Raw genomic sequence first — 24,996 nt, 5'->3', positions numbered from 1 at the left:
GGCCTGCGCCCGAGCTTTCGGCGTCCCGAATTCACCGGCGACGGCGCGTGCGTAAGATCGCGAGCCATGCCCGCACCCCGCACCGCGTCCTCCGTCATGCCCGAGAACCCCGAACCGACCCCCGCCCAGATCCGCCGCTGGCGCCACTACCTCGCGGACGAGCTGGCCGAGGCCGCCACCTACGAGCACCTGGCCCGCAACAGCACCGGGCGCCACGCCGAGATCCTGCACAGCGTGGCCGAGGGCGAGGGCCGCCACGCCGAGCACTGGCGCCGCCTGCTGGGCCCCCACGCGCGGCGCACGGTCCGCCCGGCGCTGCAGGCCAGGATCCTCATGTTCCTGGCCAAGCACGTGAGCTCGGTGTTCGTGCTGGCCCTGCTGCAGCGCGCCGAGTCCCGCTCGCCCTACCGCGAGGACCCGGACGCCACCGACGCCATGGCGGCGGACGAGGCCGTGCACGAGGAGATCATCCGCGCGCTGGCCACGGACGGCCGAACCCGGCTCTCGGGCAACTTCCGCGCGGCGGTCTTCGGCGCCAACGACGGCCTCGTCTCCAACCTCGCGCTCGTGATGGGCGTGGGCGCCACCGGCACGGCCAGCTCCATGGTGCTGTTCTCCGGCATTGCGGGGCTGCTCGCGGGAGCCCTGTCCATGGGCGCAGGCGAGTTCGTGTCCGTGCGCTCCCAGCGCGAGCTGCTGGACGCCTCCCGGCCCACCCAGGTGACCCTGCAGGTGGCCCCCTCACTGGACCTCGACGCGAACGAGCTGACCCTCATCTACCGTGCCCGCGGCATGAGCGAGGAAGCCGCCGAGCACCGCGCGGCCGAGCGGCTCGGCCACTTCGACTGCGACTGCGACCCCTCCCTGTCCTACCGGGACGAGAAGGCGCTGGCCGCCCTGGACGACGACGCCGAGGCACCCTCCTCCACCGACGGCCACCAGGCGCTCGGCACGGACCTCGGCGCCGCGGCGTCGAGCTTCTGCTTCTTCGCCTCCGGTGCCGTGATCCCCATCCTCCCGTACCTGTTCGGTCTCGGCGGCGGCGCGGCGCTCGTGGTCGCGATGGCGCTGGTGGGTGCTGCGCTGCTGGTCACCGGCGGCTTCGTGGGACTGCTGTCCGGCGCATCCCCCCTCATGCGCGGTCTGCGGCAGCTGGGGATCGGCTACGGGGCGGCGATCGCCACGTACCTGCTGGGGCTGGCCTTCAACACCGGGGTCGCCTGAGCCGGCGCCGGACCGGGTGCTCTCGGAGGACCCGGCCGTCCCGAGTTGGGGAACTTCAGTTTGTCCCCTCTAGTGCCCACAACAACATGGGCTATCTAGTACATTTCTCAGAATTCACAGGAGTGAACGGTGAGGAATCTGCTCCACCCCAACGTTCCCCCTAGTCAGATGGGGTTTGTGGGATAAATCTCATTCGTGGCGCCGAATGCCCGGTGGGCCGGCGGGCGATTACCGCCCGAACAAGATTCCACCCGCTCCAAGTCAGCCGAGAAATTCCGATATTCTGGGAGCGTGGTTCTCCGAACCACCGCAACGGGAGACTTCGCACAGGAAAACCGCTGCTCCTGCACTGGGGGGTGCACTGCAGCCGGTGCTGTGTGTCGGTAGCCGCTCAGCCCACGGCTTGATCCCGTTGAGGCGTTATCGCCTGCCGGTGGCCGCTGGTTCTCTCACAGAGGCGCACCTCTCCCCGCGCCGGACGGGCTCCTACCGTCCGCTCTCGCGGCCACCGGTCGATAACGCACCACGGTCTCCGGGACGATAAAATGACCCGTGGCCCGCGGCAACTCCACGATTCTGCATGACGCGGGCCGTCGATCCGTCCCGTCACCCCAGGAGCACCCCCACATGTCGGCCCACCAGCCCACGCCCGACGAGCACGTCCTCACCGCCCACTGCCCCGAGGCCTACGGTCTCGTGAGCGCGGTGGCCTCCAACCTCACCGGCCAGGGCTGCGACATCTTCGATGTGAAGCACTTCTCGGACCGCCACGACAACGAGTTCTTCATCCGGTGCCACACCATGAGCGAGCCGGGAACCGTGACCACGGAGTCCCTCGTGGCGGGCTTCCGACCCGTTGCCGAGAAGCACGGCATGCGGTTCCGGCTCGTGGACGCCCGCAGGAAGACCCGCGTGCTCGTGATGGTCTCCAAGATCTCCCATTGCCTGGCGGACCTGCTGCACCGGGCCCACGTGGGATCGCTGCCCGTGGAGATCGTGGCCGTGGTGTCCAACCACACGGACCTGCGCCCGCTCGTGGACTTCTACGGCATCCCGTTCCACCACGTGCCCGTCAGCAAGGACACCAAGAGGGAGGCAGAGGCGCAGCTGCAGGAGCTCGTGGCCGCGTACGACACCGAGCTCGTGGTCCTGGCCCGCTACATGCAGATCCTCTCCGATGAGCTCACCCGCGAGCTCGCCGGTCGGTGCATCAACATCCACCACTCATTCCTGCCCTCGTTCAAGGGCGCGAAGCCCTACCACCAGGCCTACGAGCGCGGTGTGAAGATGGTGGGTGCCACCGCCCACTACGTGACCGCAGACCTGGACGAGGGCCCGATCATCGCCCAGAGCGTGATCCCCGTGGATCACGCCCACACCCCCGCGGATCTCGTGGCCGTGGGCGCGGACGCCGAGACCCAGGCGCTGTCACGGGCCGTGAAGTGGCACGCCGAGGGCCGCGTGGTGATCTCCGGCAGCCGCACCATCGTGCTGGCCTGAGGCACGCACCCCGGGCACGCGCGCAGCGACCGGGCACGGAACGACGACGCCGCTGCCCCACCGAGGTGGGGCAGCGGCGTCGTCGTTGTGGCGCTCCCGGCGGACCGGGAACCCGTTACTTGCCGGAGAAGATGTCCCGCATGAGCTGCGCGGTCTCCGAGGGGGTCTTGCCGACCTTCACCCCGGCGGCCTCGAGGGCCTCCTTCTTGGCCTGGGCCGTTCCGGAGGAGCCGGAGACGATGGCGCCGGCGTGGCCCATGGTCTTGCCCTCGGGAGCGGTGAACCCGGCCACGTAGCCCACCACGGGCTTGGTGACGTTGGCCTTGATGAACTCCGCGGCGCGCTCCTCGGCGTCGCCGCCGATCTCACCGATCATCACGATGGCCTCGGTCTCGGGATCCGCCTCGAACGCCTCGAGGGCGTCGATGTGGGTGGTGCCGATGACGGGGTCTCCGCCGATGCCGATGGCCGTGGTGAAGCCCAGGTCACGCAGCTCGTACATCATCTGGTAGGTCAGCGTGCCGGACTTGGAGACCAGGCCCAGCTTGCCCTTGCCCGTGATGTTCGCGGGTGTGATGCCCAGCAACGACTCCTCGGGGGAGATGATTCCCGGGCAGTTGGGACCGATGATGCGGGTCTTGGGCTTGCCGTCCGCACCGGTGTTCGCCTGGGAGTGGGCCCAGAACTCGGCGGAGTCCTGCACGGGGATGCCCTCGGTGATCACGACCACCAGCGGGATCTCGGCGTCGATGGCCTCGATCACGGCGTCCTTGCAGAAGGCCGGCGGCACGAAGACGATCGACGCGTTCGCGCCGGTCTCCTTCATGGCCTCGGCCACGCCGCCGAACACGGGCAGCTCGACGGCGTTGCCGTCCTGGTCCTTGTGGCTCACCGTGGTCCCGGCCTTGCGGGCGTTGACGCCGCCCACCACCTGGGTGCCGGCCGCGAGCATGCGTGCGGTGTGCTTGGTGCCCTCGCCGCCGGTGATGCCCTGAACGATGACCTTGGAGTCCTTGTTCAAAAAGATCGACATGTCTTCTTCCTGGTAGCTCTGTTCGTGGGCGATTACTTGGCGGAGTGGGCGAGCTCGGCGGCCTTGTCGGCGCCGGCGTCCATGGTGTCCGCGGTGGTGATCAGCGGGTGGTTGGCCTCGCGGAGGATCGCGCGACCCTCGTCCACGTTGTTGCCGTCCAGCCGCACCACGATGGGCTTGGTGGCGGAGTCGCCGAGGATCTCGAGCGCCTTGACGATGCCGTTGGCCACGGCGTCGCACGCCGTGATGCCGCCGAAGACGTTCACGAACACGGACTTGACCTGGGGATCGCCCAGGATGACGTCCAGCCCGGCCGCCATGACCTCGGCCGAGGCGCCACCACCGATGTCCAGGAAGTTGGCGGGCTTCACGTCGCCGTGCTTCTCGCCGGCGTAGGCCACGACGTCCAGGGTGGACATCACGAGACCGGCACCGTTGCCGATGATCCCGACCTCGCCATCCAGCTTGACGTAGTTGAGGTCGTTCTCCTTGGCCTTCTCCTCCAGGGGATCGGCCGTGGTCCTGTCCGCGAGCTCGGCGTGCTCGGGGTGGCGGAACTCGGCGTTGTCGTCCAGGGAGACCTTGCCGTCCAGGGCGAGGATCTCGCCGTCGCCGGTCTTCACCAGCGGGTTGACCTCCACCAGGGTGGCGTCCTCGTTGGCGTATACCTCACCGAGCTTGACGAGCACGGGGACGACCTTGGCTGCGGTCTCGGCATCGAACCGGGCCTGCTCCACGATCTCGCGGGCCTTGGCCTCGGTGATGCCCTCCGCCGGGTTCACGTCCACGCGGGCCAGGGCTTCGGGGCGCTCCACGGCGAGCTGCTCGATCTCCATGCCGCCCTCCACCGAGCACATGGCCAGGTAGGAGCGGTTGGCGCGGTCCAGCAGCACCGAGAAGTAGTACTCCTCGGCGATGTCCGCGCCCTGCGCGATCATGACGCGGTGGACGGTGTAGCCCTTGATGTCCATCCCGAGGATCTGCTGGGCGTACTCGTAGGCTTCCTCGGGCGTCTTCGCGACCTTGACGCCGCCGGCCTTGCCGCGACCGCCCACCTTGACCTGGGCCTTGACGACGGTCACGCCGCCGATCTTCTCGGCTGCTGCCTTGGCTTCTTCTGGGGTAGTGGCGACGATGCCGGCCAGCACGGGGACACCGTGCTTCTCGAACAGGTCGCGTGCCTGGTACTCAAACAGGTCCACGGATAAGTGTCCTTCTGCGTCGAGGTGTGTCGTCCCGCGCCGGGAACCCCCGGCTGGATCGACCTGGTGTGGGGGGATGTGGCGCAGCGCTGCGCTCACAGTGCCCTCACGGCGATTTTAGTCCATGGGACCCGGATTCGCCGTACTGCGTGCGGGCGCACGGGCTCCGCCCGCGGGCACACGTCCCGGTTCTCCCCCGCGGCCCGGCCCTGGTTGACTGGCCCCATGCAACGCATCGGACTGCCGGAGACCTGGGGCGCCCGCGAGGCGGACCCGGGGTTCATGGCCTCGCTCGCCACGTTCTCGTTCGTGGCCCTGGGCCTGGAGCTCGTGGTGGACGGGACCGTGCTCACCTACACGGGCTCCGCCCCCGCGCTCTACCCGCTGGGCTGGCAGTGCCTGGTGTGGGTGGGGCTGGGGCTCGCGTGGCTGCTCGTGGCGCGCGGGCTCGTGGCCTGGAGCCGCCGCCGCGGGCTCGACCCCCTGCCCGCCGATCCGGACCCACGCGCTGCGGGGAACACCCCCGACGACGCCGCTCTCGTCCACCGCGCCTGGCGCTCGGTGCTGCTGTGCTTCGCCGCCGTGGTCGTGGCGATCACGCTGCCCGCCCTCGTGGGTGTGCCGTGGGGACTGGTGTCCGCGGACCGCTACCGCGAGCTGTACGCCAGCTACGGCGGGTCCGCGTGGCTCGCGGTGTGCGCGTGGGTGGTCTACCACGTGGGTCGCTGCGTGGTCGTCGCAGGCTTCCTGGCCTACGCACACCGCGCCGTGCGAGGTGTGGCCACGTTCCGGGGATCGCACGCGGTGCCGTGGGGCGGACTCGTGGCGGGCGTGGCGATGGGGGCGGTGGCCCTGCTCTCCCGCGGACCCGTGATCGCACTGACCACCGTGGTGGTCCACGTGCTGATCGGTCTGATCCATGTGCGCTCCGGCGAGTCCCTGCGCGTGACCGCGCTGTTCACCGTGCTCGTGCTCGCCCTCCTCTGATCCCGGCGGCGGGTGCCGCAGCTCAGTCCACCTTGCTCATGGGTGCGTAGCGCAGCAGCAGCCGCTTCTCCTCCGCGCCGAACCGCACCTTCGCCACGGTCTTGTCGCCGCTGCCCTCCACGGCGAGCACGGAGCCGCGCCCGAAGGCCTTGTGCTCCACGGCGTCCCCCACGCTCAGCGAGGGGATCTCCTTGTGGGGCTGCACCCGCCCGGTGGTGGCCGGGGACAGCCTGCGGAACGTGGCCCCCGAGCCGGCGGCGGCACCCCACGAGGAGCCCCGCAGCGGATCCCGGGACTCGAACCCGGAGTGAACGGGAGAACCCCAGCCGCCCGCGGCGGGCGCACCCTCGCGCTTCCAGTCGATGAGGTGGGCGGGGATCTCGTCCAGGAAGGGGCTGGCCGGGTTGAACTGGGACTGTCCCCACATGGACCGGGACTCCGCCCGGGTGATGTAGAGCCGCTGCCGGGCACGGGTGATCCCCACGTAGGCGAGCCGCCGCTCCTCCTCCATGCTCGACGGGTCCGCGAAGCTGCGCTGATGGGGGAAGATCCCGTGCTCCATGCCGGTGAGGAACACCACGGGGAACTCGAGCCCCTTGGCCGTGTGCAGGGTCATGAGTGTGACCACCCCGTGGGAGCGCGCCTGCGCCACCTCGTCGGCGATCTGCTGGGCGCTCGCACCCCCCTCGCCGGACGGTTCCGGCTGCGAGGGGATCTGGTCCGCGTCCGCCACCAATGCCACGTGCTCCAGGAACTCCCCCAGGCCGGCGTCCGGGTGGTCCTTCTCGAACTCGCGGACCACGGCCACGAGCTCCGCGAGGTTCTCCACACGGGACTCGTCCTGCGGGTCGGTGGAGGTGCGCAGGGCCTCAAGGTAGCCGGACTGCTCGAGGACCGCCTCGAGAACGGACGACACGGAGGAACCCTCCGACAGCTCCCGGAGGTCGTCCATGAGCTGCGTGAACGCCCGGACGGCGTTCGCGGAGCGGGTGGCCAGTGCGGGTGCCTCGTCCAGTCGGTGCATGGCGTCCGAGAAGGAGATGCCCTCCCGTTCGGCGAGCGCCGCGATCGAGCCCTGGGCCCGGTCCCCGATCCCCCGCTTGGGCTCGTTGATGATGCGGCGCACCGTGATGTCGTCCGCGGGGTTCGCGATCGCGCGCAGGTAGGACATGGCGTCCTTGATCTCCTTGCGCTCGTAGAACCGGGTTCCACCCACCACCTTGTACGGCAGGCCCACGCGCATGAGGATCTCCTCGAGGGAGCGCGACTGGGCGTTGGTGCGGTAGAACACCGCCACGTCCCCCGGGCGGACGCCGTGCTCGTCCTGCAGCCGGTCGATCTCCTCCGCGATGAACCGGGCCTCCTCGTGCTCGTTCTCCGCGGCGTAGCCCACGATCGGAGCACCGTCCCCCTCCGCGGTCCACAGCTTCTTGTCCCGGCGGTCCGCGTTCTGCGAGATCACGGCGTTCGCGGCGGTCAGGATGTTCTGTGTGGAGCGGTAGTTCTGCTCCAGCAGGATGGTGCGCGCCGAGGGGTAGTCGCGCTCGAAGTCGGTGATGTTGCGGATGTCCGCGCCGCGGAACGCGTAGATGGACTGGTCCGAGTCCCCCACCACGGTCAGCTCCGCGGGCGGCAGACCCGACGGATCCGTCCCCTGCGGGGAGTCCCCGCCCACGAGTTCCCGCACCAGGGCGTACTGGGCGTGGTTGGTGTCCTGGTACTCGTCCACCAGCACGTGGCGGAAGCGGCGACGGTAGTACTCCAGCACCTGGGGGAACGCGCGGAACATGTGGACGGTCTCGCCGATGAGGTCGTCGAAGTCCATCGCGTTGGCCGCGCGCAGCCGCTGCGTGTACCCCCGGTAGACCTGCGCCACGGCCGACTCGAAGGGATCGGTGGAGCTGGCCCGCGCCAGGTAGGTCTCGTCGTCCACGAGCTCGTTCTTGAGCGCGGAGATCTTGTGCTGGATGGCTTTGGGAGCACAGCGCTTGGGATCCAGCTCGTGCTGCTTGGCCACCTGCGTGATGAGTCGCAGCGAGTCCGCGGAGTCGTAGATGGAGAAGTTCGTGGACAGCCCCAGGGTGGCGGCCTCGCGCCGCAGGATCCGCACGCACAGCGAGTGGAACGTGGAGATCCACATGGACCGCGCGGAGTCCCCCACCAGCTCCACGATCCGCTCCCGCATCTCCGCGGCGGCCTTGTTGGTGAAGGTGATGGCCAGGATCTCCCCGCGGCGGGCGCGACCGGTGGCCAGCAGGTGTGCGATCCGGTGGGTGAGCACCCGCGTCTTCCCGGACCCCGCTCCGGCCACGATCAGCAGCGGTGATCCGGAGTGCTCCACCGCCGCGCGCTGCGGCTCGTTGAGTCCCGCCACGAGCTCGGCCGGGGAGGCGACGTCGTCGCAGGCGGCTCCGGCGGCGTCGGCTGAGGCGCGCACCGAGGACGCGGAGAGCAGAGGGTTGTCAGAGAGGTAGTCCATGGTGCGCCCAGTGTATCCAGGGGCCCGGACGCGCAGAGTGCCCGCGCGGACTCACACGTAGCGCGGTTCCACCAGGTGGCGGCCGTTGCGGTCCACGACCCACAGGTGCGAGTCCGCGACCGTCACGCGGGTGGGCGCGTCCAGCACCACGTCCTCGTCCCCGAGCTCGTCCGCCCGCTGCTCGGGCCCGCCGTAGATGGTGGTGACCTCCCGGTCCGTGCGGTCCACGTGCCGCAGGGCGTGGTTGCCGGTGTCCGCCACCACCACGGAGCCGTCGTAGAGGATCTGGAGGTCCTCGGGGTGGTCGAACTTGGCGTCCGCGGCCGGCCCGTCCAGGTACCCGGCCCCGTGCCGCCCCACGACCGTGACCACGTGGGGATCGCCGTCGGGCCGGTCCGTGTCGACCACGAGGCAGCGCAGCGAGGACGTGTCCCGGTCCACGAACCACAGGGTGCCGTCCCCCGCCTCGGTGATCGAGACCGTGGCCGCGAACTTCGCCTGGGCCACCTTGCCGTCCCGGCGTCCGGGCTCTCCCGTGCCGCCCCACTCCTGCAGGGAGTCGGTGTGGGCGTCCCAGCGGAACAGCTGGTGCCGCTGCGGGACCGCGGCCACCACGGCGGAGAGCTTGTGGGACCACACGATGTCGGAGATCCGGGCGCCGTCCAGGACCGAGCAGTCGATGCGGCGCCGCACGGTGGTGTGGTCCGCCTCGTACAGGGTCAGTTCCGTGCCGTCGCCGGCACTCATGAGCAGTCCGTCCGGCAGGCCGATGGAGAGTTCCACGACCCTCACCACCTTTCGCGGTGCCCCGGGGCACCTGTCCCCCCACGCCGTCGTCGATCGTGGGCACCCTTCCAGAGTCACACTACGCCCCGGGCGATAATGGAGCCATGGGAATGACCAGAGCGCAGAAGGCCAGGAAGTACGGGGTGGCCGCGGGTTCAGCGCCCACCGGGTCCACGGGCACCCGCGGGGCCACGGCCCGTCCCCCGAGCGTGCACGAGATGCGCGCCGGTGAACTCGCGGCGGAGCCCACCAAGAACTCCTCCGCCGGGATCCTGGTGGGGGCGGCGTTCTTCGTGGGCGTGGCACTGTGGCTCTACTACCACCTGCTCGTCCTGCAGGGCGTCACGGGGAACCTGGCCCACGGGGTCACAGCCCCCGAGCTGCTCGTGGGCGGGTTCGCCCCCGAGCACGTGGCGCAGGTGGCGGGCGCGCTCGGGCCGGACGGCCGCACCGAGTACTCCGGCGTCCACGCCACCACGGGACTGTTCACCCCGCTGCTCACGGGCCTGGGCTGGTTGCTCTTCACCGGCCTCAACACCCCGCAGCGGGCCCGGAGGTGGGTGTACTGGGTGGTGGTCCTCGCCCACGCGGTGGTGTTCCTGGCGGGCAACGCCGCGCTCGACGCCGCCGTGGCCCACCCGGCCGACCAGGGCGCGGCAGCACTTGCCTCGGGCCTCGTGGTGGCGCGCTGGCTGCTGCTCGCCGGACTGCTCCTGATCGCGGTGCTCGTGTCCGTGTCCGTGGTCCGCCGCAAGGTCGACGACTTCGCGCGGGGCAGGCTGCCCGGGCAGCGCCCGCGGGACTGAGCCGGCGCACGGCCCGGCCGCCGCACGACGAGAGCCCCGCCGACCGGGCGGGGCTCTGCTCGTGCCCTCGATTGGATTCGAACCAACGACACCGGCTTTAGGAGAGCCGTGCTCTATCCCCTGAGCTACGAGGGCAACAGTGCCCTACTGTATCCATGCCGCCGCCCACCCGCGAGTCGGCGCACAATGGGGAGATGACCGTCTACATCGATCCACCCCGGTGGCCCGCGCACGGAACCGTGTTCTCGCACCTCGTCTCGGACGCGTCCCTGGAGGAGCTGCACGGTTTCGCCCGTTCCCTGGGAGTCTCGGAGCGGGCCTTCGACCAGGACCACTACGATGTTCCCGCCCACCGCCACGAGGACGCCGTCACCCTGGGTGCGCGGGCCGTGGACGGCAAGCAGCTCGCACGGATCCTGATCGCCAGCGGCCTCCGGATCCCCGCCCGACGCCGCCCGGCCAAGCTCGCGGCCGCACTCACCGCCCGCTGGCGGCACCACTTCCCGGCGCACCCGGACCTCGGACGGGAGCTGCTCGGGCGGTGGGGAGAAACCCACCGGGTCTACCACGGGCCCGAGCACCTCCTGCACGTGCTGGAGTCCCTGGACCGTCTCACGGACCTCCACACCCGCTCCGAGCTGCTGCTCGCCGCGTGGTTCCACGACGCCGTGCACGAGGGCCGGGCCGGGCAGGACGAGCGGGACTCCGCGGACCTGGCCCGCCGGCTGCTGACCGCGAACGGCTGGGCATCCGCCCCTGCGGAGCGCGTGGCCACCCTGGTGCTCGTGACCGCGGAGCACGATCCCGACCCGCAGGACGAGGACGCCTGCCTGCTGGTGGATGCGGACCTCGCGGTGCTGGGAGGGGACCCCGACGACTACGACCGGTACCGCACGGCAGTGCGACGGGAGTACGCGCACGTGCCGGAGGAGCAGTTCCGGGCCGCGCGCGCCGAGGTGCTCACGGCGCTGCGCGGGCTGCCGCAGCTCTTCCACCACCCCGCGGCCGTCGACCTGTGGGAGGAACGGGCGCGGCAGAACCTGGAGCGGGAGATCGCGGAGCTCACCGGTCGCTGACGGGCGGGTTGGTCTCCGTCACCGCCGGGCCCGCGGCACGACGGGTGGCCGAGCGGCGTCGGCGGAAGAGCATGGCGGCCACCACGAGACCCACGACGATCCCGAGACCGCCGAACACGGACAGCCACATGGCCACGTGCCCGGCGAACGCGGCCACGAGGAAACCCACGACGATTCCGGGGATCGCACCGGCAACCATCCCCACGGCGTAGTACGTGAACTCCTGGTCCTGGGGCGTGCGGGCGGCGGTGGAGAAGTCGGTGGACATGCTCCCGATTCTACGGCCCGCTCCTGGACAGACCCCGGAGCGGCCCGTCACCTCGTGTGAACCGGAACGCCCCGTGACCCGGGGACGGGTGGAGCCTGCGGCCCCGCCGCGGGAGCAGCGCGAGCACAGGTCCCGGCGCACGCCGCGACGGGGTGGAAGGCTATGGGGCCCTGGGTGCCGCGGCCCGGGCCCCGGGCTCCTCGGGCGCGCGCCGGGGTACGGAAAAGACGTACGGACCCTGTGGTCAACAGGGTCCGCACGTCTGCTATCTCGTCCTCATCGGAAGCGGGTACACAACCGGTCCCGACTCGTCACGAGGTGCGGCACCGCGTGGATCACCGCGGCACCGGATCTGCGGGGGCTCAGCCCACGCGGATGAACTCGGGGCCGGAGCCCACGTAGGCGGAAGTCTTCACGGTCCGGTTGCCGTTCCAGCCGCCGTGGATGGCCTCGCCGTTGCCGGCGTAGATGGCCACGTGGGCCATGCCCGAACCTCCGTTGGCGTAGTAGGCGATGTCACCGGCCTGGGCCTCAGCGGCGGAGACCGAGCGGCCGAGGGACTTGTAGTCGGCCGGCCAGCCGTGGAAGTTGATGCCCACGGCAGCCAGGGAGTCGGAGACCAGCTGGGTGCAGTCCTGGTACTCGCCGACCTGGCCCTGGGCGGCACTCAGGATGGCGCCGCCCTTGCCCGAGGCGGACACGTGGGACGTGGTCTTGGGCGCGGTGTTCTCGACCGTGGTGGACTGGGTGGTCACGTTGCTCGCGGTGGCCATCTGGCCGCCCTGCGAGGTGGTCCGCTGGGTGGTCTGCTGCGTGCCCTGGTAGCCGGTGCCCTGGGTGTAGCCGGTGTTCTGGGTGTAGTCGGCGTGCTGGGAGAAGACCTGGGCGTCCTGGCGTGCGGTGTTCTCCGCGTCGACGGTCTGCTGCGTGGGCTGCGCGGCGTGGCGGCCCTGGGCGGGAGCCTGCTCGGCCACCGGGGTCACGTTCTGAGCTGCGGGGACCACCTGGGTGGCGGCGGGGGCCTCGAACGGGGTCACGTTCGCCACGGGAGCGGCCTCGACCACGGAGGACTGGACCGGAGCTGCGGCCTTCGGAGCGGGCTGGGCCTTCTCGGCCTTCTTCTCCTGGGCCTTGTCAGCCTTGGCGGCGGGCTCGGCGGAGACGGTGTTCTCGGAGGCGGGCGCCTCGGACACGGCGGCCGCGGGAGCCTGCTCGTCGGCGTTCTGCGTGGCCTGCACGGAGACGGTGGTGGCGAGCGCCAGGCCGGAGAAGGCGGCGACGGCGGCCACGGTGCGGGCCTTGCCCGCGAAGAGGTTCTTGGACGTGGTGTCGTTCGACATGCGTGTGGTTTCCTAACACGTTCGTGTCCACCCAGGGCACGGAGGTGTGCGGTGACCGCGACGTCTGCGAGCGCAGCATCGGTTCACCGGTGTGGGCGGTGTGATGTTTTCTTGCTGGTGCGGGAGATGGGCCGCGCGGCGGCGTCCGGCTGCTGGAGCCGGACGCGCTGACCGCTGCGACGAACTCGGTCGACGAACCCGCGGGCCTCACGATCCGCGGACGTCACCGATCAGTGGAAGGTGTAGAAGCCGTCCAGCTGCATGGCGTTCACGGAGTGAACCTGAGTGCCCTGCGAAGGGTTGAGGGCGGAGATCATCTGGCCGTTGCCGATGTAGATCCCCACGTGCGAGCCGCCGTTCTGGGACACGAGGTCCCCGGGCTGCGGGTTGGCGGTGGGGGTGCCTGCGGCGAACTGCGCCCACGTGGTGCGGGGCAGGTTGATGCCGTTCTGGGCGTACACCCACTGGGTGAAGCCGGAGCAGTCCCAGGCCTTGAAGCCGGTGCCGCCCCAGACGTACGCGCCACCGATGCCCTGGTAGGCGGTGCCGGCCATGCCCCCGGTGGAGTGGGTGGACTGCGTGCTCAGGCCGGAGCCGTAGGCCAGCGTGTCCGACGCCTGCGTGGTGTAGTTGGCCACGGAGGAGCTGTAGGACGAGGACGAGCTGAGGTTCACGACCTCCCCGGCCGCCTGGGCGGGCATGGTGACGCCGGCCACTGCGGCGCCGGCCGCGACGGCGGCGACGGTGGTGTTGCGCACTGCGTGGGACGAGGTCTCAGCGCGGTGACGGGCAGAGTTCTGCTTCATGAAAGACATGGTTGTTCCTCCCTGCGCCTGCGGGGTGAGCTGTCGGGTTCGGATGGGAGACATCCGGCCGCACGAACTGGTGAGTCGTGCCGGCTTGACCCCAAGGATTCGTGGGGCTGTCACGAATCCGGAAGTGGTTCCCCCGCTTCTGCCATGCGGATTGTGTGTGTACGGGTCCCGGGTGCGCATGGCAGAACTCGGCGAGCGCTCGGGAGTGCCGGATCCGACCAGTGATCGGCACGTCGACGACTGTACAGCAGAGATAACGGCAATGTCACGTTTTGATTACAACGGATCACAGATCGGCCACTTCGAGCGGGAAATCGTGGCTACTGATAACTTTTTCAGGATCAATCCGGGACTGGGGAGAACGCCGGGCGGAGCTCTCCATGACGGTTCTGACCAGGGACGATGCCCTCGCCCCGTCCCCCGCGGGTCCACTTCTGGCTCCGGGGTGGCTGTGGCCCTCCACACGCCCGAAAGGTCACGTGCAGAGCGCCTCACGCGTGCTCAGTCGCCCGCTGCGAGGACCCGGACGGCGCGTGCGGTGGCGGCATCGAGGTCCAGCGAGACCCCCGTGGCGACGTTCGTGACCAGCACGCGCTGCTCGTCCCCGGGATTCGCCTCCGCCGTCACGCGGGCTCCGGTGAGGATCCCTGCCGAACTGAGCATCTCGATGAGCTCCGGGTCGGCCTGCACGACCTCGGGCAGCAGCCGCACCTCGTACTCCCCCGGCTGCGGGAAGGAGGCCACGTCCTGGAGGGTGAGTCCCCCGAAGACCTGGGGGGTGCCGTCCCCGTCGTCCCGCCCGGGGATCGGCGTGCCGTAGGGGGACTCCTCGGGATTGCCGAGCAGCTCCACGAGACGCTGCTCCACGCGCTCGCTCATCACGTGCTCCCAGCGGCAGGCCTCCTCGTGCACGTGCGCCATGTCCAGTCCCACCACGTCCGAGAGCAGCCGTTCCGCGAGCCGGTGCTTGCGCATCACGGACACCGCGGTGGCGCGGCCTGCCGGGGTGAGCTGCAGTGCGCGGTCCGGGGCCACGGAGAGCAGGCCGTCGCGCTCCATCCGGGACACCGTCTGCGACACCGTGGGGCCGGAGTGGTGCAGCCGCTCCACGATCCGCGCCCGCATGGGCGTGATGCCCTCCTCCTCGAGCTCGAGCACCGTGCGCAGGTACATCTCGGTGGTGTCGATCAGGTCGCCGCTCATGGTCCGTCCTCGGGTTTCTGCGCACCGCAGCGCGCGGGTCCGCCGTCCCCGGTCGGGGTACTGCTGCTCAGCCAGGTGTGAATGATTCAGAACAAGTGTACCGAGTGGCCCGGTCAGGGACCCGGGGCTCGCGCGTCCCTGGGGCAGGCCCCGCCCGGCAGCATGGCAGCGGGCCGGCGGCGCCGCGCACCGCGTGCACCACCGACCGGGCACAATGGGAGGCAGCATCCCGCCCCGTCCGTGGAGGAGTTCCCGTGACCGACATGCCCGTGATCCCGCCCTCGCTGCTCCCCGCGGACGGCCGTTTCGGCGCTGGCCCCTCCCGGGTCCGGGCGGAGCAGGTCGCCGCACTGTCGCGCGGGGGCACACGCCTCCTGGGCACCTCGCACCGGCAGGCCCCCGTGAAGGACCTCGTGGCCCGCGTGCAGCTGCGCATGGCGGAGTTCTTCCGGATGCCGGAGGGGTACGAGATCGTCCTGGGCATGGGCGGGGCCAGCACCTTCTGGGACAGCGCGGCCTTCAGCCTGGTGGAGAACCGCGCCGAGCACCTCGTGTTCGGGGAGTTCGGCGCCAAGTTCGCGAGCGTCACGGACAGGGCCCCGTTCCTGGAGCCCTCCCTGGTGGTCGAGGCCCCCGCGGGGTCCCGGCCCGCGGGCCCCCGCCCGGGCGCCGGTGTGGACGTCTACGCCTGGCCCCAGAACGAGACCTCCACGGGGGTGGTGATGCCGGTGCGCCGCGTTGCCGCGCCGGGGGCTCTGACCGTGGTGGACGCCACCTCGGCGGCGGGCGGCATGGCCGTGGACCTCACGGAGACCGACGTCTACTACTTCTCCCCCCAGAAGAACTTCGGCAGCGACGGCGGCCTGTGGTTCGCCGCGTTCTCCCCCGCGGCACTCGCGCGCGTGGAGCGGGTGGCCGCCTCGGGGCGCTGGATCCCCGACGTCCTCTCCCTGGCCACGGCGGTCTCCAACTCGCGTCAGCACCAGACCTACAACACCCCTGCGCTCGCGAGCCTGCTGATGCTGGACGAGCAGCTCGGTTGGCTCCTCGAGCAGGGCGGCATGGACTGGGCCGCCCGTCGCACGGCGGAGACCTCGGGTCTCGTCTACGACTGGGCGGAGCACAGCGACGTCGCCCGGCCGTTCGTCGCGGACCCCGCCCACCGCTCCCCCGTGGTGTGCACCGTGGACTTCGACGACGCCGTGGACGCCTCCCGGATCGCTGCGGTGCTGCGCGCCAACGGCGTGGTGGACGTGGAACCGTACCGCAAGCTCGGCCGCAACCAGCTCCGCATCGCCACGTTCGTGTCGGTGCCCCCGCAGGACGTGCGCGCGCTGCTGGAGTGCCTCGACTGGGTCGTGGCCGCGCTCGCCTGAGTCACCGCCCGGGGCCCAGCCGTGCCACCGCGCGGTGCGAGCAACACGGGGGCACCGGCCATCGGCGCCTGTGCTCGTGCCCGGGGCCGCGGGCACGACGGCGGTCGCGTCCCCTTGGAGATGACGTGCCGCCGACGGTGGCTCCACAACCGATGCCGGGGAGTCAGACCGCGGGCACGCCTCGGGACGGGCCGTCCGCGCGGCGTGCGCGCCACGCGAACCACGCCCCGATGAGCGTTCCGACCACCCCGGCCACCACCGCGGAGCCCATGCCCCACCGGGCGCCGAAGGCGTCCGTGAGCCACCCGACCACCGGGGCGCCCACGGGGGTGCCGCCCATGAAGATGGCCATGTAGAGACTCATGACCCGCCCTCTCATGGTGGGCGCCGTGGTGGTCTGCACGTACGCGTTGGCCGTGGTCATGATGGTCAGCGAGGAGATTCCGCAGGGGACCAGCCAGACGGCGAAGATCCAGAGGGTGGGTGCCGTGGCCGCGCCCAGGCACGAGACGGCGAAGGCCGCGCACCCCAGGAAGACGTAGCGCAGCCGGGCGCTCGCCCTGCGCGCAGCGAGCAGCGCTCCGGTCACGGTGCCGAGGGCGAGCACCGAGTTGAGCACGCCGAACTCCTCCGAGCCCCGCCCGAACACCGATCCGGACATGGCCGCGAGGTACACGGCGAAGTTCATCCCGAACGTGCCGATCATGAAGATGGTGCTCATGACCGCCACGAGGTCCGGGCGGCGCAGGACGTATCCCACACCCTCCCGGATCTGTCCTCGGGCGCGGGCGGCCCGGGGAGAGTGGCGCAGCCGGGCGTCGTCGATCAGCAGGATGGCCCAGATCATGGCGGCGAACGTGAGGGTGTTGATCATGAAGACCCACCCCGTGCCCACGGCGGCCACGAGCACACCGGCCACGGCGGGCCCGATCAACCGCGCGGAGTTGAAGGAGGTGGAGTTCAGCGCCACGGCGTTGGAGAGGTGGGTGTCGGGGACCATCTCGGACACGAAGGTCTGGCGCACCGGGGCGTCGAACGTGGCGACGATCCCCAGGGCCAGCGCGAAGGCGTAGACGGTTCCCAGCTGAGCCAGGCCGAGCAGCAGCAGCGCCCCCAGTCCGGTTGCCAGCAGCGCCATGGCGCCCTGGGTCACCACCAGGATCCGCCGCCGGTCGTAGCGGTCGGCCAGCACGCCCGCGTAGGGGGCCAGCAGCAGCTGCGGCACGAACTGCAGGGCCATGACCACGCCCATGGCGGTGGCGTCGTGGTCCGTGAGCTCGTCGAAGACCAGCCAGGACTGCGCGGTGCGCTGCATCCACGTGCCGATGTTGGACACCAGTGCGCCCGTGAACCACAGGCGGTAGTTGCGGATCCGCAGGGACCGGAACATGCCGGTGCGCCCGGGGGCGGGCGATGCCGCGCCGTGCGCGCCCCGGTCCCCAGGGCGACCGTTCCCCGGTCCCGGACCGTCCGCCCCGGGGCCGGGCCCGGTGGTGGAACCGCGTCCTAGGATGACGCGCCGTCCTCCATGCGGGTGGAGTCCGTGGGAGTGGGTTCCCCCGTGCCGGAGCCGCCGTTGCCCGCCCCCGGGTTGAACGGGTCCTGCTGCCCCACGGGAGGAGCGGCAGAGGCGCTCGCGGGTTCCTCGTCCGTGGCCTCCTCACCCCCGGACGACGGACTCTCCTCGGGCGCGTTCGACGCGGCGGCGGAGCCGGAGGGGTCGTCCTCGGACGAGCTGGCCCGGGAGGTGGTCTCGCGGGCCTCGCGCTGTTCACCCAGCCCCTGCTCACCCTGGTCCTGATCGCCCTGCTCCTGCGCGTCCTGTTCCCGGACGGACTGCATGCGCTCCTCCCACGGCACCCAGTCGGGTGCCAGCAGGGAGCTCGGCCCGGAGAGCAGACCGGATTCGCACACGGTCACGTGCTTGGACCGGGGTGCCCGGGCCACGGTCGCGTACCAGGTCCAACCGGGGTACCCGGGAAGCTCGCAGTCGAAGAGGTGGGTGAGCAGCCGGTCCTCGTGGACGCGCACGCCCACGTGCTCCCCCACGCCGGCCGCGTCCGCGCCGCCGAGGACCACGGCCTCCCGCGCCAGGGCAACGGCCTCGGTGAGCACGGGGTCCTGCTTGGGCGCCCGGGCGCGGGGCGTGGACCGGGACTTCGCCCGGGTGCGGGCCGCGGGCAGCTGCTCGGACGTCCCGGTCTCGGCCCCGCCGACCGTCGAGACCCCGGCCCCGGAGGCGTCGGTGGAGGTGGTGGGCTCAGGCATCGAGCTCATCCGCCACGGTGCGCAGGATGGAGGCGATCTTCCGGCCGTGCGAGTGGTCCGGGTAGCGCCCGCGGCGCAGCCCGTTGGACATGCCGTCCAGCAGGCGGATGAGGTCCTCGGTCAGCACGGCCATCTCCTCCGGTGGTTTGCGGGTGTTGCGCGTGACGGACGGCGGGGCGCTCAGCACGGTGGCGGACAGGGCCTGCGCCCCGCGCTTGCCGTCCGCGATCCCGAAGTCCATGCGGGTGCCGGGTTTCACCGTGGTGACGCCCTGGGGCAGCGCGGACGAGTGCAGGAAGACCTCCTGGCCGTCGTCGGTGGCCAGGAAACCGAATCCCTTGTCGGCGTCGAACCACTTCACCTTGCCCGTGGGCACGCGGATCACCTCAGTCTCTCGTCATCACGTGACGGTGACCGCGCCGGGGGCGCGGCACCGTGCGAACACCACAGTTTATCCCCCGCCGTGACGGCCGGCGGCCCGTTCAACCCAGCGCGTAACGTCGGCCTTGGTACCTTGGTGGCCATGCCTCACTCCTCCACACCCCCAGCACCCACGACCACCGGAAGCCGCGCGGCCCGCGCCCCCCGCGAGGGCATCTCCGGTCTCCTCGTGGTGGCGCTCGTGCTCGCGCTGCTGTGCGCCCTCTCCCTCGTGACGGTGCTCCTGGCCGCCTCCGGCGGCCACGTGATCTGGGCAGGATTCACCATCTTCCCCGCGGTCTGCTTCCCCCTGGCCTTCCTGCTGCTGTGCGTCGAACTGGTGCGTGGCGCTCGACGCCGCTCGGCACGCTGAGGCGCGCGGGCGGCGTCGTACGCGCCCGGCACCCAGAAAGCAGCCTGGGCAGCACCAGGAACCGTCCAGGAAACTCGGAGACAGTGGGGTCATGAACGCCAAGACCCCCGAAGCCAAGCTGCTCGTCGTGGACGACGAGCCGAACATCCTCGAGCTGCTCGCCACGTCCCTGCGCTTCGCGGGGTTCGAGGTGGTGACCGCTGCCAACGGGCGGGACGCCCTGGTCAAGGCCGAGGCCGAGGACCCCGACCTCGCCGTGCTGGACGTCATGCTCCCCGACATCGACGGCTTCGCCGTGACCCGCAAGCTGCGCGCCGCGGGACGCCACTTCCCCATCCTGTTCCTCACGGCCAAGGACGACACCGACGACAAGGTCGCCGGGCTGACCGTGGGCGGGGACGACTACGTGACCAAGCCTTTCAGCCTGGACGAGGTGGTGGCCCGCATCCGAGCCGTGCTGCGCCGCACCCAGCCCCTCGAGGAGGAGGACTCCCGCCTGAAGGTGGACGACCTCGTCCTGGACGACGACGCCCACGAGGTGTTCCGCGGGAGCCGCGAGATCGACCTCTCCCCCACCGAGTTCAAGCTGCTGCGGTACCTGATGCTCAACCCCAACCGGGTGCTCTCCAAGGCGCAGATCCTGGACCACGTGTGGGAGTACGACTTCAACGGGGACGCCTCGATCGTGGAGTCCTACATCTCCTACCTGCGTCGCAAGATCGACAACGACCCCGAGCAGCCCTCCCTGATCCACACCAAGCGGGGCGTGGGCTACCTGCTGCGCTCCGCGGACAAGCGCCACTGATCCCTTGAACGCGATCGCCCGGCGGTTCCGCTCCGCATCCCTGCGCTCGCAGCTCATGGCGCTCACCGGCCTGCTCCTGGCCGTGAGCATCATGGTCACCACCCTGGTGGCCGTGTCCGTGCTGCGGGACTCGCTGGTGGCGAGCATGGACGAGGAGCTCCGGCAGTCGGTGCCCACCGTGGCGCCCGTGCTCACCGGGGCCCTGCAGGGCCACGTGAGCACCCCGGTGCCCACCTCCGGGTACCTGCTGGACGCCCACGGGAACGTGATCGCCTCCGCCCGCGGGGGCGCCGCGACCAGCAGCGGAGAGCCGGACCCGGACCTCTCGAAGATGACCCTGGACTACGTGGTCGGCCACGACGGCCAGGCCGAGACGGTGGGTTCCCGGGGGGACTCCGACCACACGTGGCGTGTGCTGCCCACCAAGCTCACGATGTTCGACATGTCGGTGGTGGTGACGGAGCCGCTGGAGCGCACGAACACGATCATCTCCGGCGTGGGTCTGCTGACCTTCAGCTTCGGGCTCGCCACCCTGCTCGCGGCCATGACCGTGGGGTGGGTCATGGTCACCCGGGCCTTCCAGCCGCTGCGGGAGGTGGAGGCCACGGCCGCACGGATCGCGGACGGGGACCTCTCCCAGCGCATGGAGGGCTACAACCCGCAGACCGAGATCGGCCAGCTCTCCTCCTCCCTCAACGCGATGCTCGGGCACATCGAGGACGCCTTCGACGCCCGCACCCGCTCCGAGACCAAGCTGCGCCGCTTCGTCGCGGACGCCTCCCACGAGCTGCGCACCCCCCTCGTCTCGATCCGCGGCTACTCCGAGCTCTACCGCCACGGTGCACTGCAGACGCCCGAGGACGTGGGCAAGGCGATGGACCGGATCGAGTCCGAGTCCAAGCGCATGACCCAGCTCGTGGAGGACCTCCTGACCCTTGCTCGCCTCGACGAACGCCGGGTGTCCACCACCGGTCCCGTGGACCTGCTGCACCTGGCCTATGACGCCGCCTCGGACGCCCACGCCACGGCGCCGGACCGCGCCGTGCAGGTGGTGGGGCTGCGGAACTCCACCCCCGAGGCCGCCTGGGTGCACGGGGACGAGTCCAAGCTGCGGCAGGTGGTGGCCAACCTGCTCACCAACGCCCTGCGCTACACCCCCGCGGGCTCACCACTGGAGCTCGGGGTGGGTCTGGAACCCTCCGTGGACGGCACCCACACGTCCGTTCTGCAGGTCCGCGACCACGGACCGGGCATCCACGGCCGGGACGCCGAGCGCGTGTTCGAGCGCTTCTACCGGGCGGACTCCTCCCGGACCCGGGAGACCGGCGGCACGGGACTGGGGCTGTCCATCGTGGCCGCCATCATCGAGCAGCACGACGGCACCGTGAGGCTCGAGGAGACCGCGGGCGGCGGCGCCACGTTCACCGTGCGGATCCCCCGCCAGGAACCTGTGGACACCGAGCACGACGACGCGTGAGTCCACCCGCCCGGTCCTCCCCGTTCACCCGGCCCGGCCGGTGCCTAGCGTGGGGTCCGCCGGCAGGGTGCCGGCAGCGAACACGTTCCGGGGAGGAACACCATGGCCCACTTCGTCGTCGACAGCGACACCATTGCCGCCAGGTCCCAGCAGGCCCACGGCCACATCGAACGCCTCAGCGCGGAGGTCAACGGCATGACGTCCACGCTCACGGACCTCCAGGGCTCGTGGACGGGCACCGCCTCCGCGAGTTTCCAGGAGGCCCTGCAGTCCTGGCGCAGCGCCCAGGCCCAGGTGGAGGAGGCGGTGGCCCAGATCAACCGGGCGCTCGCCACCGCCGGGACCCAGTACGCCGAGACCGAGGCCGCGAACGCCCGCATGTTCGCGAGCTGACCCCGGTTCAGTCCTCCGCCGTGGCCTGGTGGAACCGCAGCAGCCAGGGTCCCATCTCGTTGTGCTGGTCCTGGCGCACCCACACGGAGCTGCGCCGGGTCACGGCGGTGTCCCCCTCCAGCCGGTAGCTCAGGTGGTAGGCGTCCGCACCCAGCGCGGTCAGGAGAACGTCACCCGCAGTGGCTCCGGGGCTCGAGCACGCGGCGAAGTCCGGGGCGCCGCCCGCCCTGCCCCGCGCGTCCACGCACAGCATGCGCGGGTGCAGGAGGGCTTCGGTCCCGGGACCGGCCGGTGCGCAGACGGCTGCGGTCTCACGCGTGACGGCCTCCGCCACGAGGTGGGGCGGCCACGGGTGCGCGCCCGCCGTGCTCCCGTCCGGGGCTTCCCCGTGCCCGGCTGCCGATCCGTTCCCCGCACCGACCCGGTCCAGGGCCTCCAGCTCGGAGAACAGGTCCGGCTCGGATGCGTCGGAACGATCCAGCACCTCGTACTCGTCCGGCACCGCGAAATTCTCCGGTGCCTCGGACGAGGGCCGCGCACCGGTCGTTCCGGAGACGGGGGGCGTGTCTGCGCCAGCAGCACCTCCACCTGAACCGGGTCGACGGCCAGGGCCGGGTGAGGTGCCCGTGAGCGACTGTGCGCCGCGGGCCTCCCCACCGGCGCCCTCGCCGGACCCCTCGCAGGCTTCCTCGCCGGCGTCGTCACGGAACCCGGGGCCCACGGGCATGTCCCCCGGCGCCTTCTTCGCCTGGTACGCAGTGGCCATGGCGCGAGCACGCTCGTCCGCGGCCTCGTTCAGCTCGTGACCGGCGTGGCCCTTGACCCACTCGAAGTGCACCGTGCGTCCGGAGAGCTCGCGGTCCAGCGCCTTCATGATGTCCACGTTCATCACGGGCTTGCCGTCCCGCTTCTTCCAGCCCTTCTTCTTCCAGCCGGGCATCCACTTGGTGATCGAGTTGATCACGTACTGGCTGTCGCAGTAGACCGTGAGGGGCTCGTCCGCCCGGTGGCGCGTCTGCTCCAGCAGGTCCAGCACCGCCGTGAGCTCCCCCATGTTGTTGGTGCCGTGGGCCCAGCCGCCTGCGCGCCACGAGGTGGGGTCGATGTACCAGGCCCAGCCCGCCGGCCCCGGGTTGCCGAGCGCCGAGCCGTCCGCGGAAGCAATGATCGTCATGGCCCCATCCTCGCAAAACCCGCCGACACGCACAGTGCCGGACCCGGTCACCGCCGCGCCCGGGGCGAGGGCTGGCACGCCGACCGCCCCCCGGACAGGGAAGGACCCCGGACACGACCTGCGCGTCCGGGGTCCTCCTCGGCACCCACCCGCAGGGCGGGTGGGGCACCACTCACGAGGAGTGGGATCACATCATGCCGCCCATGCCTCCCATGGGATCGGCACCCGCGCCCGCACCGGCGGCCTCGGGCTCGGGCTTGTCCGCCACCACGGCCTCGGTGGTGAGGAACAGCCCGGCGATGGACGCCGCGTTCTGCAGCGCGGAACGGGTCACCTTGACGGGGTCGTTGATGCCCGCGGCCATGAGGTCCTCGTACTCGCCGGTGGCGGCGTTGAGGCCCCAGCCGGTCTCGAGCCCGCGCACCTTGTCCACCACCACGCCGGGCTCCATGCCGGCGTTGAGGGCGATCTGCTTGAGCGGGGCGTCGATGGCGACCTTCACGATGTTCGCGCCGGTGGCCTCGTCACCGGAGAGGTTCAGAGAGTCGAACACCTTGGCGCCGGCCTGGATGAGGGCCACGCCACCACCGGCGACGATCCCCTCCTCCACGGCGGCCTTGGCGTTGCGCACGGCATCCTCGATGCGGTGCTTGCGCTCCTTGAGCTCCACCTCGGTGGCCGCGCCGGCCTTGAGGACTGCCACGCCGCCGGCCAGCTTGGCGAGACGCTCCTGCAGCTTCTCGCGGTCGTAGTCGGAGTCGGAGTTGTTGATCTCCGCGCGGATCTGCGCCACGCGGCCCTCGATCTCCTCCTGCGTGCCGGCACCGTCCACGATGGTGGTCTCGTCCTTGGTCACCACGACCTTGCGGGCCTGGCCCAGCAGGTCGATCGTGGCCGACTCCAGCGACAGGCCGACCTCCTCGGTGATGACCTGGCCACCGGTGAGGATGGCGATGTCCGCGAGCTGCGCCTTGCGGCGGTCGCCGAAGCCGGGGGCCTTGACGGCCACGGACTTCACGGCACCGCGCATCTTGTTCAGCACCAGCATGGCCAGGGCCTCGCCGTCCACGTCCTCGGCGATGATCAGCAGCGGCTTGCCGGCCTGCATGACCTTCTCCAGCACGGGGACGAGGTCCTTCACGGCGGAGATCTTGGAGTTCACGATGAGGATGTAGGGATCCTCGAGGACGGCCTCCTGGCGGTCCGCGTCCGTGACGAAGTAGCCGGAGAGGTAGCCCTTGTCGAAGCGCATGCCCTCGGTCAGCTCGAGGTCCAGCCCGAAGGTGTTGGACTCCTCGACGGTGATGACGCCTTCCTTGCCGACCTTCTCCATGGCCTCGGCGATGAGCTTGCCGATCTCGGGGTCCGCGGCGGAGATGGACGCGGTGGCGGCGATCTCCTCCTCGGTCTCGATCTCCTTGGCGGAGGACAGCAGCTGCTCGGTCACGGAGGCCACGGCCTTCTCGATGCCGCGCTTCAGGGACAGCGGGTCCGCACCGGCGGCCACGTTGCGCAGGCCTTCCTTCACGAGGGCCTGGGCCAGCACGGTGGCCGTGGTGGTGCCGTCACCGGCGACGTCGTCGGTCTTCTTGGCGACCTCCTTGACGAGCTCGGCGCCGATCTTCTCGTAGGGTTCCTCGAGCTCGATCTCCTTGGCGATGGACACGCCGTCGTTGGTGATCGTGGGGGCGCCCCAGGACTTCTCGAGCACCACGTTGCGACCGCGGGGGCCGAGCGTGACCTTCACGGCGTCCGCGAGGGTGTTCAGGCCCTTCTCGAGGCCGCGGCGTGCTTCTTCGTCGAATGCGATCATCTTTGCCATGTGTTTCGTCCCTCCTGGACGGTTGACAAACAAGACTTGTCACCACGATGCCCGCGACGGACGGCTCCGCGGCACGGTCCTCACCGTGCCGCGCCACCTCACCGTGGTGTGGTGTCACTCGGGTGCCGGGCAACCGCCACCGGACCCGGTTAGCAGTCCACTCGACTGA

Annotated in this window: 23 protein-coding genes, 1 tRNA gene and 1 riboswitch; of the genes, 10 read left to right on the top strand and 14 right to left on the bottom strand. The window is 70.8% G+C overall.

The window, feature by feature from the left end:
• The first annotated feature begins 66 nt into the window (after nucleotides 1-66).
• Both EAE32_RS08525 and purU read left to right on the top strand, forming a co-directional pair.
• Nucleotides 67-1,224, top strand: coding sequence for a VIT1/CCC1 transporter family protein (locus EAE32_RS08525; protein ID WP_121864873.1), 1,158 nt, complete (start codon nucleotides 67-69; stop codon nucleotides 1,222-1,224).
• Nucleotides 1,225-1,851: 627 nt separating this feature from the next.
• Entirely contained in the window at nucleotides 1,852-2,724 is an 873-nt protein-coding gene (gene purU / locus EAE32_RS08520) for a formyltetrahydrofolate deformylase (protein WP_121864872.1), read from the top strand.
• A gap of 115 nt (nucleotides 2,725-2,839) precedes the next feature.
• Here the strand turns inward: purU and sucD are convergent, their stop codons facing one another.
• Both sucD and sucC read right to left on the bottom strand, forming a co-directional pair.
• Entirely contained in the window at nucleotides 2,840-3,757 is a 918-nt protein-coding gene (gene sucD / locus EAE32_RS08515; protein WP_121845404.1) for a succinate--CoA ligase subunit alpha, read from the bottom strand.
• Nucleotides 3,758-3,789: 32 nt separating this feature from the next.
• Entirely contained in the window at nucleotides 3,790-4,959 is a 1,170-nt protein-coding gene (gene sucC, locus EAE32_RS08510) for an ADP-forming succinate--CoA ligase subunit beta (protein WP_121864871.1), read from the bottom strand.
• A 225-nt stretch (nucleotides 4,960-5,184) separates the two neighbouring features.
• Between sucC and EAE32_RS08505 the strand changes: the two genes are divergently transcribed.
• The gene (locus tag EAE32_RS08505) at nucleotides 5,185-5,946 is read left to right on the top strand and encodes a hypothetical protein (RefSeq protein ID WP_121864870.1); all 762 of its coding nucleotides are present in this window, start codon (nucleotides 5,185-5,187) and stop codon (nucleotides 5,944-5,946) included.
• Nucleotides 5,947-5,968: 22 nt separating this feature from the next.
• On the opposite strand, the gene pcrA is transcribed toward EAE32_RS08505, so the two are convergent.
• On the bottom strand, nucleotides 5,969-8,425 hold the full coding sequence (gene pcrA, locus EAE32_RS08500) for a DNA helicase PcrA (RefSeq protein ID WP_121864869.1): 2,457 nt from the start codon (nucleotides 8,423-8,425) through the stop codon (nucleotides 5,969-5,971).
• Nucleotides 8,426-8,476: 51 nt separating this feature from the next.
• Nucleotides 8,477-9,208 (bottom strand): NHL repeat-containing protein, encoded by a 732-nt coding sequence (locus tag EAE32_RS08495; RefSeq protein ID WP_240625022.1) that lies wholly within the window; start codon nucleotides 9,206-9,208, stop codon nucleotides 8,477-8,479.
• 107 nt (nucleotides 9,209-9,315) lie between these two features.
• Between EAE32_RS08495 and EAE32_RS08490 the strand changes: the two genes are divergently transcribed.
• Entirely contained in the window at nucleotides 9,316-10,017 is a 702-nt protein-coding gene (locus tag EAE32_RS08490; protein ID WP_121864868.1) for a hypothetical protein, read from the top strand.
• Between the two features lie 62 nt (nucleotides 10,018-10,079).
• Here the strand turns inward: EAE32_RS08490 and EAE32_RS08485 are convergent.
• A tRNA-Arg gene (locus EAE32_RS08485) sits at nucleotides 10,080-10,152 on the bottom strand.
• Between the two features lie 59 nt (nucleotides 10,153-10,211).
• Between EAE32_RS08485 and EAE32_RS08480 the strand changes: the two genes are divergently transcribed.
• Nucleotides 10,212-11,093 (top strand): DUF4031 domain-containing protein, encoded by an 882-nt coding sequence (locus tag EAE32_RS08480; RefSeq protein ID WP_121845398.1) that lies wholly within the window; start codon nucleotides 10,212-10,214, stop codon nucleotides 11,091-11,093.
• Here EAE32_RS08480 and EAE32_RS08475 read toward each other — a convergent pair.
• From EAE32_RS08475 to EAE32_RS08460, 4 genes are all read right to left on the bottom strand, one after another.
• Nucleotides 11,080-11,361, bottom strand: a complete 282-nt coding sequence (locus EAE32_RS08475) for a hypothetical protein (protein WP_121864867.1) — start codon at nucleotides 11,359-11,361, stop codon at nucleotides 11,080-11,082. The genes EAE32_RS08480 and EAE32_RS08475 overlap by 14 nt on opposite strands.
• Nucleotides 11,362-11,723: 362 nt before the next feature.
• Complete coding sequence (locus tag EAE32_RS08470; protein WP_121845396.1) at nucleotides 11,724-12,701, bottom strand: C40 family peptidase; 978 nt, start codon at nucleotides 12,699-12,701, stop codon at nucleotides 11,724-11,726.
• 230 nt (nucleotides 12,702-12,931) lie between these two features.
• Nucleotides 12,932-13,516, bottom strand: a complete 585-nt coding sequence (locus EAE32_RS08465) for a C40 family peptidase (protein WP_121845395.1) — start codon at nucleotides 13,514-13,516, stop codon at nucleotides 12,932-12,934.
• Nucleotides 13,517-13,519: 3 nt separating this feature from the next.
• A riboswitch (cyclic di-AMP (ydaO/yuaA leader) is annotated at nucleotides 13,520-13,684 on the bottom strand.
• Nucleotides 13,685-14,017: 333 nt separating this feature from the next.
• Nucleotides 14,018-14,719 (bottom strand): metal-dependent transcriptional regulator, encoded by a 702-nt coding sequence (locus EAE32_RS08460; protein WP_121845394.1) that lies wholly within the window; start codon nucleotides 14,717-14,719, stop codon nucleotides 14,018-14,020.
• Between the two features lie 263 nt (nucleotides 14,720-14,982).
• Here EAE32_RS08460 and serC point away from each other — a divergent pair, with 263 nt between their 5' ends.
• Nucleotides 14,983-16,095: a phosphoserine transaminase gene (gene serC / locus EAE32_RS08455; RefSeq protein ID WP_424321740.1), complete on the top strand. Its 1,113-nt coding sequence runs from the start codon at nucleotides 14,983-14,985 to the stop codon at nucleotides 16,093-16,095.
• A gap of 163 nt (nucleotides 16,096-16,258) precedes the next feature.
• Here serC and EAE32_RS08450 read toward each other — a convergent pair whose 3' ends face one another.
• The 3 genes from EAE32_RS08450 to EAE32_RS08440 form a co-directional block, all read right to left on the bottom strand.
• On the bottom strand, nucleotides 16,259-17,485 hold the full coding sequence (locus EAE32_RS08450; protein WP_121845562.1) for an MFS transporter: 1,227 nt from the start codon (nucleotides 17,483-17,485) through the stop codon (nucleotides 16,259-16,261).
• Nucleotides 17,486-17,601: 116 nt separating this feature from the next.
• Nucleotides 17,602-18,363, bottom strand: coding sequence for a DUF3027 domain-containing protein (locus EAE32_RS08445; protein ID WP_121845561.1), 762 nt, complete (start codon nucleotides 18,361-18,363; stop codon nucleotides 17,602-17,604).
• Nucleotides 18,356-18,739, bottom strand: coding sequence for a cold-shock protein (locus tag EAE32_RS08440; RefSeq protein ID WP_121845566.1), 384 nt, complete (start codon nucleotides 18,737-18,739; stop codon nucleotides 18,356-18,358). The genes EAE32_RS08445 and EAE32_RS08440 overlap by 8 nt, the downstream gene beginning before the upstream one ends.
• A 147-nt stretch (nucleotides 18,740-18,886) precedes the next feature.
• On the opposite strand from EAE32_RS08440, the gene EAE32_RS08435 reads away from it, so the two are divergent.
• The 4 genes from EAE32_RS08435 to EAE32_RS08420 all read left to right on the top strand — a co-directional run bounded on the left by EAE32_RS08435 (nucleotide 18,887) and on the right by EAE32_RS08420 (nucleotide 21,831).
• Nucleotides 18,887-19,156, top strand: a complete 270-nt coding sequence (locus EAE32_RS08435; protein WP_121865027.1) for a hypothetical protein — start codon at nucleotides 18,887-18,889, stop codon at nucleotides 19,154-19,156.
• 91 nt (nucleotides 19,157-19,247) lie between these two features.
• The gene (locus tag EAE32_RS08430; protein ID WP_121845560.1) at nucleotides 19,248-19,961 is read left to right on the top strand and encodes a response regulator transcription factor; all 714 of its coding nucleotides are present in this window, start codon (nucleotides 19,248-19,250) and stop codon (nucleotides 19,959-19,961) included.
• 4 nt (nucleotides 19,962-19,965) lie between these two features.
• Nucleotides 19,966-21,438, top strand: coding sequence for a sensor histidine kinase (locus EAE32_RS08425; protein ID WP_206059851.1), 1,473 nt, complete (start codon nucleotides 19,966-19,968; stop codon nucleotides 21,436-21,438).
• A 102-nt stretch (nucleotides 21,439-21,540) separates the two neighbouring features.
• Nucleotides 21,541-21,831 (top strand): WXG100 family type VII secretion target, encoded by a 291-nt coding sequence (locus EAE32_RS08420; RefSeq protein WP_121845559.1) that lies wholly within the window; start codon nucleotides 21,541-21,543, stop codon nucleotides 21,829-21,831.
• A gap of 7 nt (nucleotides 21,832-21,838) precedes the next feature.
• Here EAE32_RS08420 and EAE32_RS08415 read toward each other — a convergent pair whose 3' ends face one another.
• Nucleotides 21,839-23,005: a ribonuclease H family protein gene (locus tag EAE32_RS08415; protein ID WP_121845558.1), complete on the bottom strand. Its 1,167-nt coding sequence runs from the start codon at nucleotides 23,003-23,005 to the stop codon at nucleotides 21,839-21,841.
• Between the two features lie 187 nt (nucleotides 23,006-23,192).
• On the bottom strand, nucleotides 23,193-24,827 hold the full coding sequence (gene groL / locus EAE32_RS08410; RefSeq protein WP_012398905.1) for a chaperonin GroEL: 1,635 nt from the start codon (nucleotides 24,825-24,827) through the stop codon (nucleotides 23,193-23,195).
• Nucleotides 24,828-24,996 lie beyond the last annotated feature (169 nt).

Origin of the sequence: Kocuria tytonicola (assembly GCF_003687175.1) — a bacterium.
GTDB lineage: Bacteria > Actinomycetota > Actinomycetes > Actinomycetales > Micrococcaceae > Kocuria > Kocuria tytonicola.
This window is presented reverse-complemented; position numbering and strand designations above follow the sequence as displayed.

Excerpts from the sequence above, each read along its gene's own strand:
- EAE32_RS08435 (WP_121865027.1), top strand. The coding sequence starts at position 18,887 with ATGCCTCACTCCTCCACACCCCCAGCACCCACGACCACCGGAAGCCGC.
- purU (WP_121864872.1), top strand. The coding sequence starts at position 1,852 with ATGTCGGCCCACCAGCCCACGCCCGACGAGCACGTCCTCACCGCCCAC.
- EAE32_RS08445 (WP_121845561.1), bottom strand. The coding sequence starts at position 18,363 with ATGCCTGAGCCCACCACCTCCACCGACGCCTCCGGGGCCGGGGTCTCG.
- EAE32_RS08465 (WP_121845395.1), bottom strand. The coding sequence starts at position 13,516 with ATGTCTTTCATGAAGCAGAACTCTGCCCGTCACCGCGCTGAGACCTCG.
- EAE32_RS08470 (WP_121845396.1), bottom strand. The coding sequence starts at position 12,701 with ATGTCGAACGACACCACGTCCAAGAACCTCTTCGCGGGCAAGGCCCGC.
- sucD (WP_121845404.1), bottom strand. The coding sequence starts at position 3,757 with ATGTCGATCTTTTTGAACAAGGACTCCAAGGTCATCGTTCAGGGCATC.
- serC (WP_424321740.1), top strand. The coding sequence starts at position 14,983 with ATGCCCGTGATCCCGCCCTCGCTGCTCCCCGCGGACGGCCGTTTCGGC.
- EAE32_RS08420 (WP_121845559.1), top strand. The coding sequence starts at position 21,541 with ATGGCCCACTTCGTCGTCGACAGCGACACCATTGCCGCCAGGTCCCAG.
- pcrA (WP_121864869.1), bottom strand. The coding sequence starts at position 8,425 with ATGGACTACCTCTCTGACAACCCTCTGCTCTCCGCGTCCTCGGTGCGC.
- EAE32_RS08430 (WP_121845560.1), top strand. The coding sequence starts at position 19,248 with ATGAACGCCAAGACCCCCGAAGCCAAGCTGCTCGTCGTGGACGACGAG.
- groL (WP_012398905.1), bottom strand. The coding sequence starts at position 24,827 with ATGGCAAAGATGATCGCATTCGACGAAGAAGCACGCCGCGGCCTCGAG.
- EAE32_RS08505 (WP_121864870.1), top strand. The coding sequence starts at position 5,185 with ATGCAACGCATCGGACTGCCGGAGACCTGGGGCGCCCGCGAGGCGGAC.
- EAE32_RS08415 (WP_121845558.1), bottom strand. The coding sequence starts at position 23,005 with ATGACGATCATTGCTTCCGCGGACGGCTCGGCGCTCGGCAACCCGGGG.
- EAE32_RS08460 (WP_121845394.1), bottom strand. The coding sequence starts at position 14,719 with ATGAGCGGCGACCTGATCGACACCACCGAGATGTACCTGCGCACGGTG.
- EAE32_RS08480 (WP_121845398.1), top strand. The coding sequence starts at position 10,212 with ATGACCGTCTACATCGATCCACCCCGGTGGCCCGCGCACGGAACCGTG.
- EAE32_RS08450 (WP_121845562.1), bottom strand. The coding sequence starts at position 17,485 with ATGTTCCGGTCCCTGCGGATCCGCAACTACCGCCTGTGGTTCACGGGC.
- EAE32_RS08490 (WP_121864868.1), top strand. The coding sequence starts at position 9,316 with ATGGGAATGACCAGAGCGCAGAAGGCCAGGAAGTACGGGGTGGCCGCG.
- EAE32_RS08525 (WP_121864873.1), top strand. The coding sequence starts at position 67 with ATGCCCGCACCCCGCACCGCGTCCTCCGTCATGCCCGAGAACCCCGAA.
- EAE32_RS08475 (WP_121864867.1), bottom strand. The coding sequence starts at position 11,361 with ATGTCCACCGACTTCTCCACCGCCGCCCGCACGCCCCAGGACCAGGAG.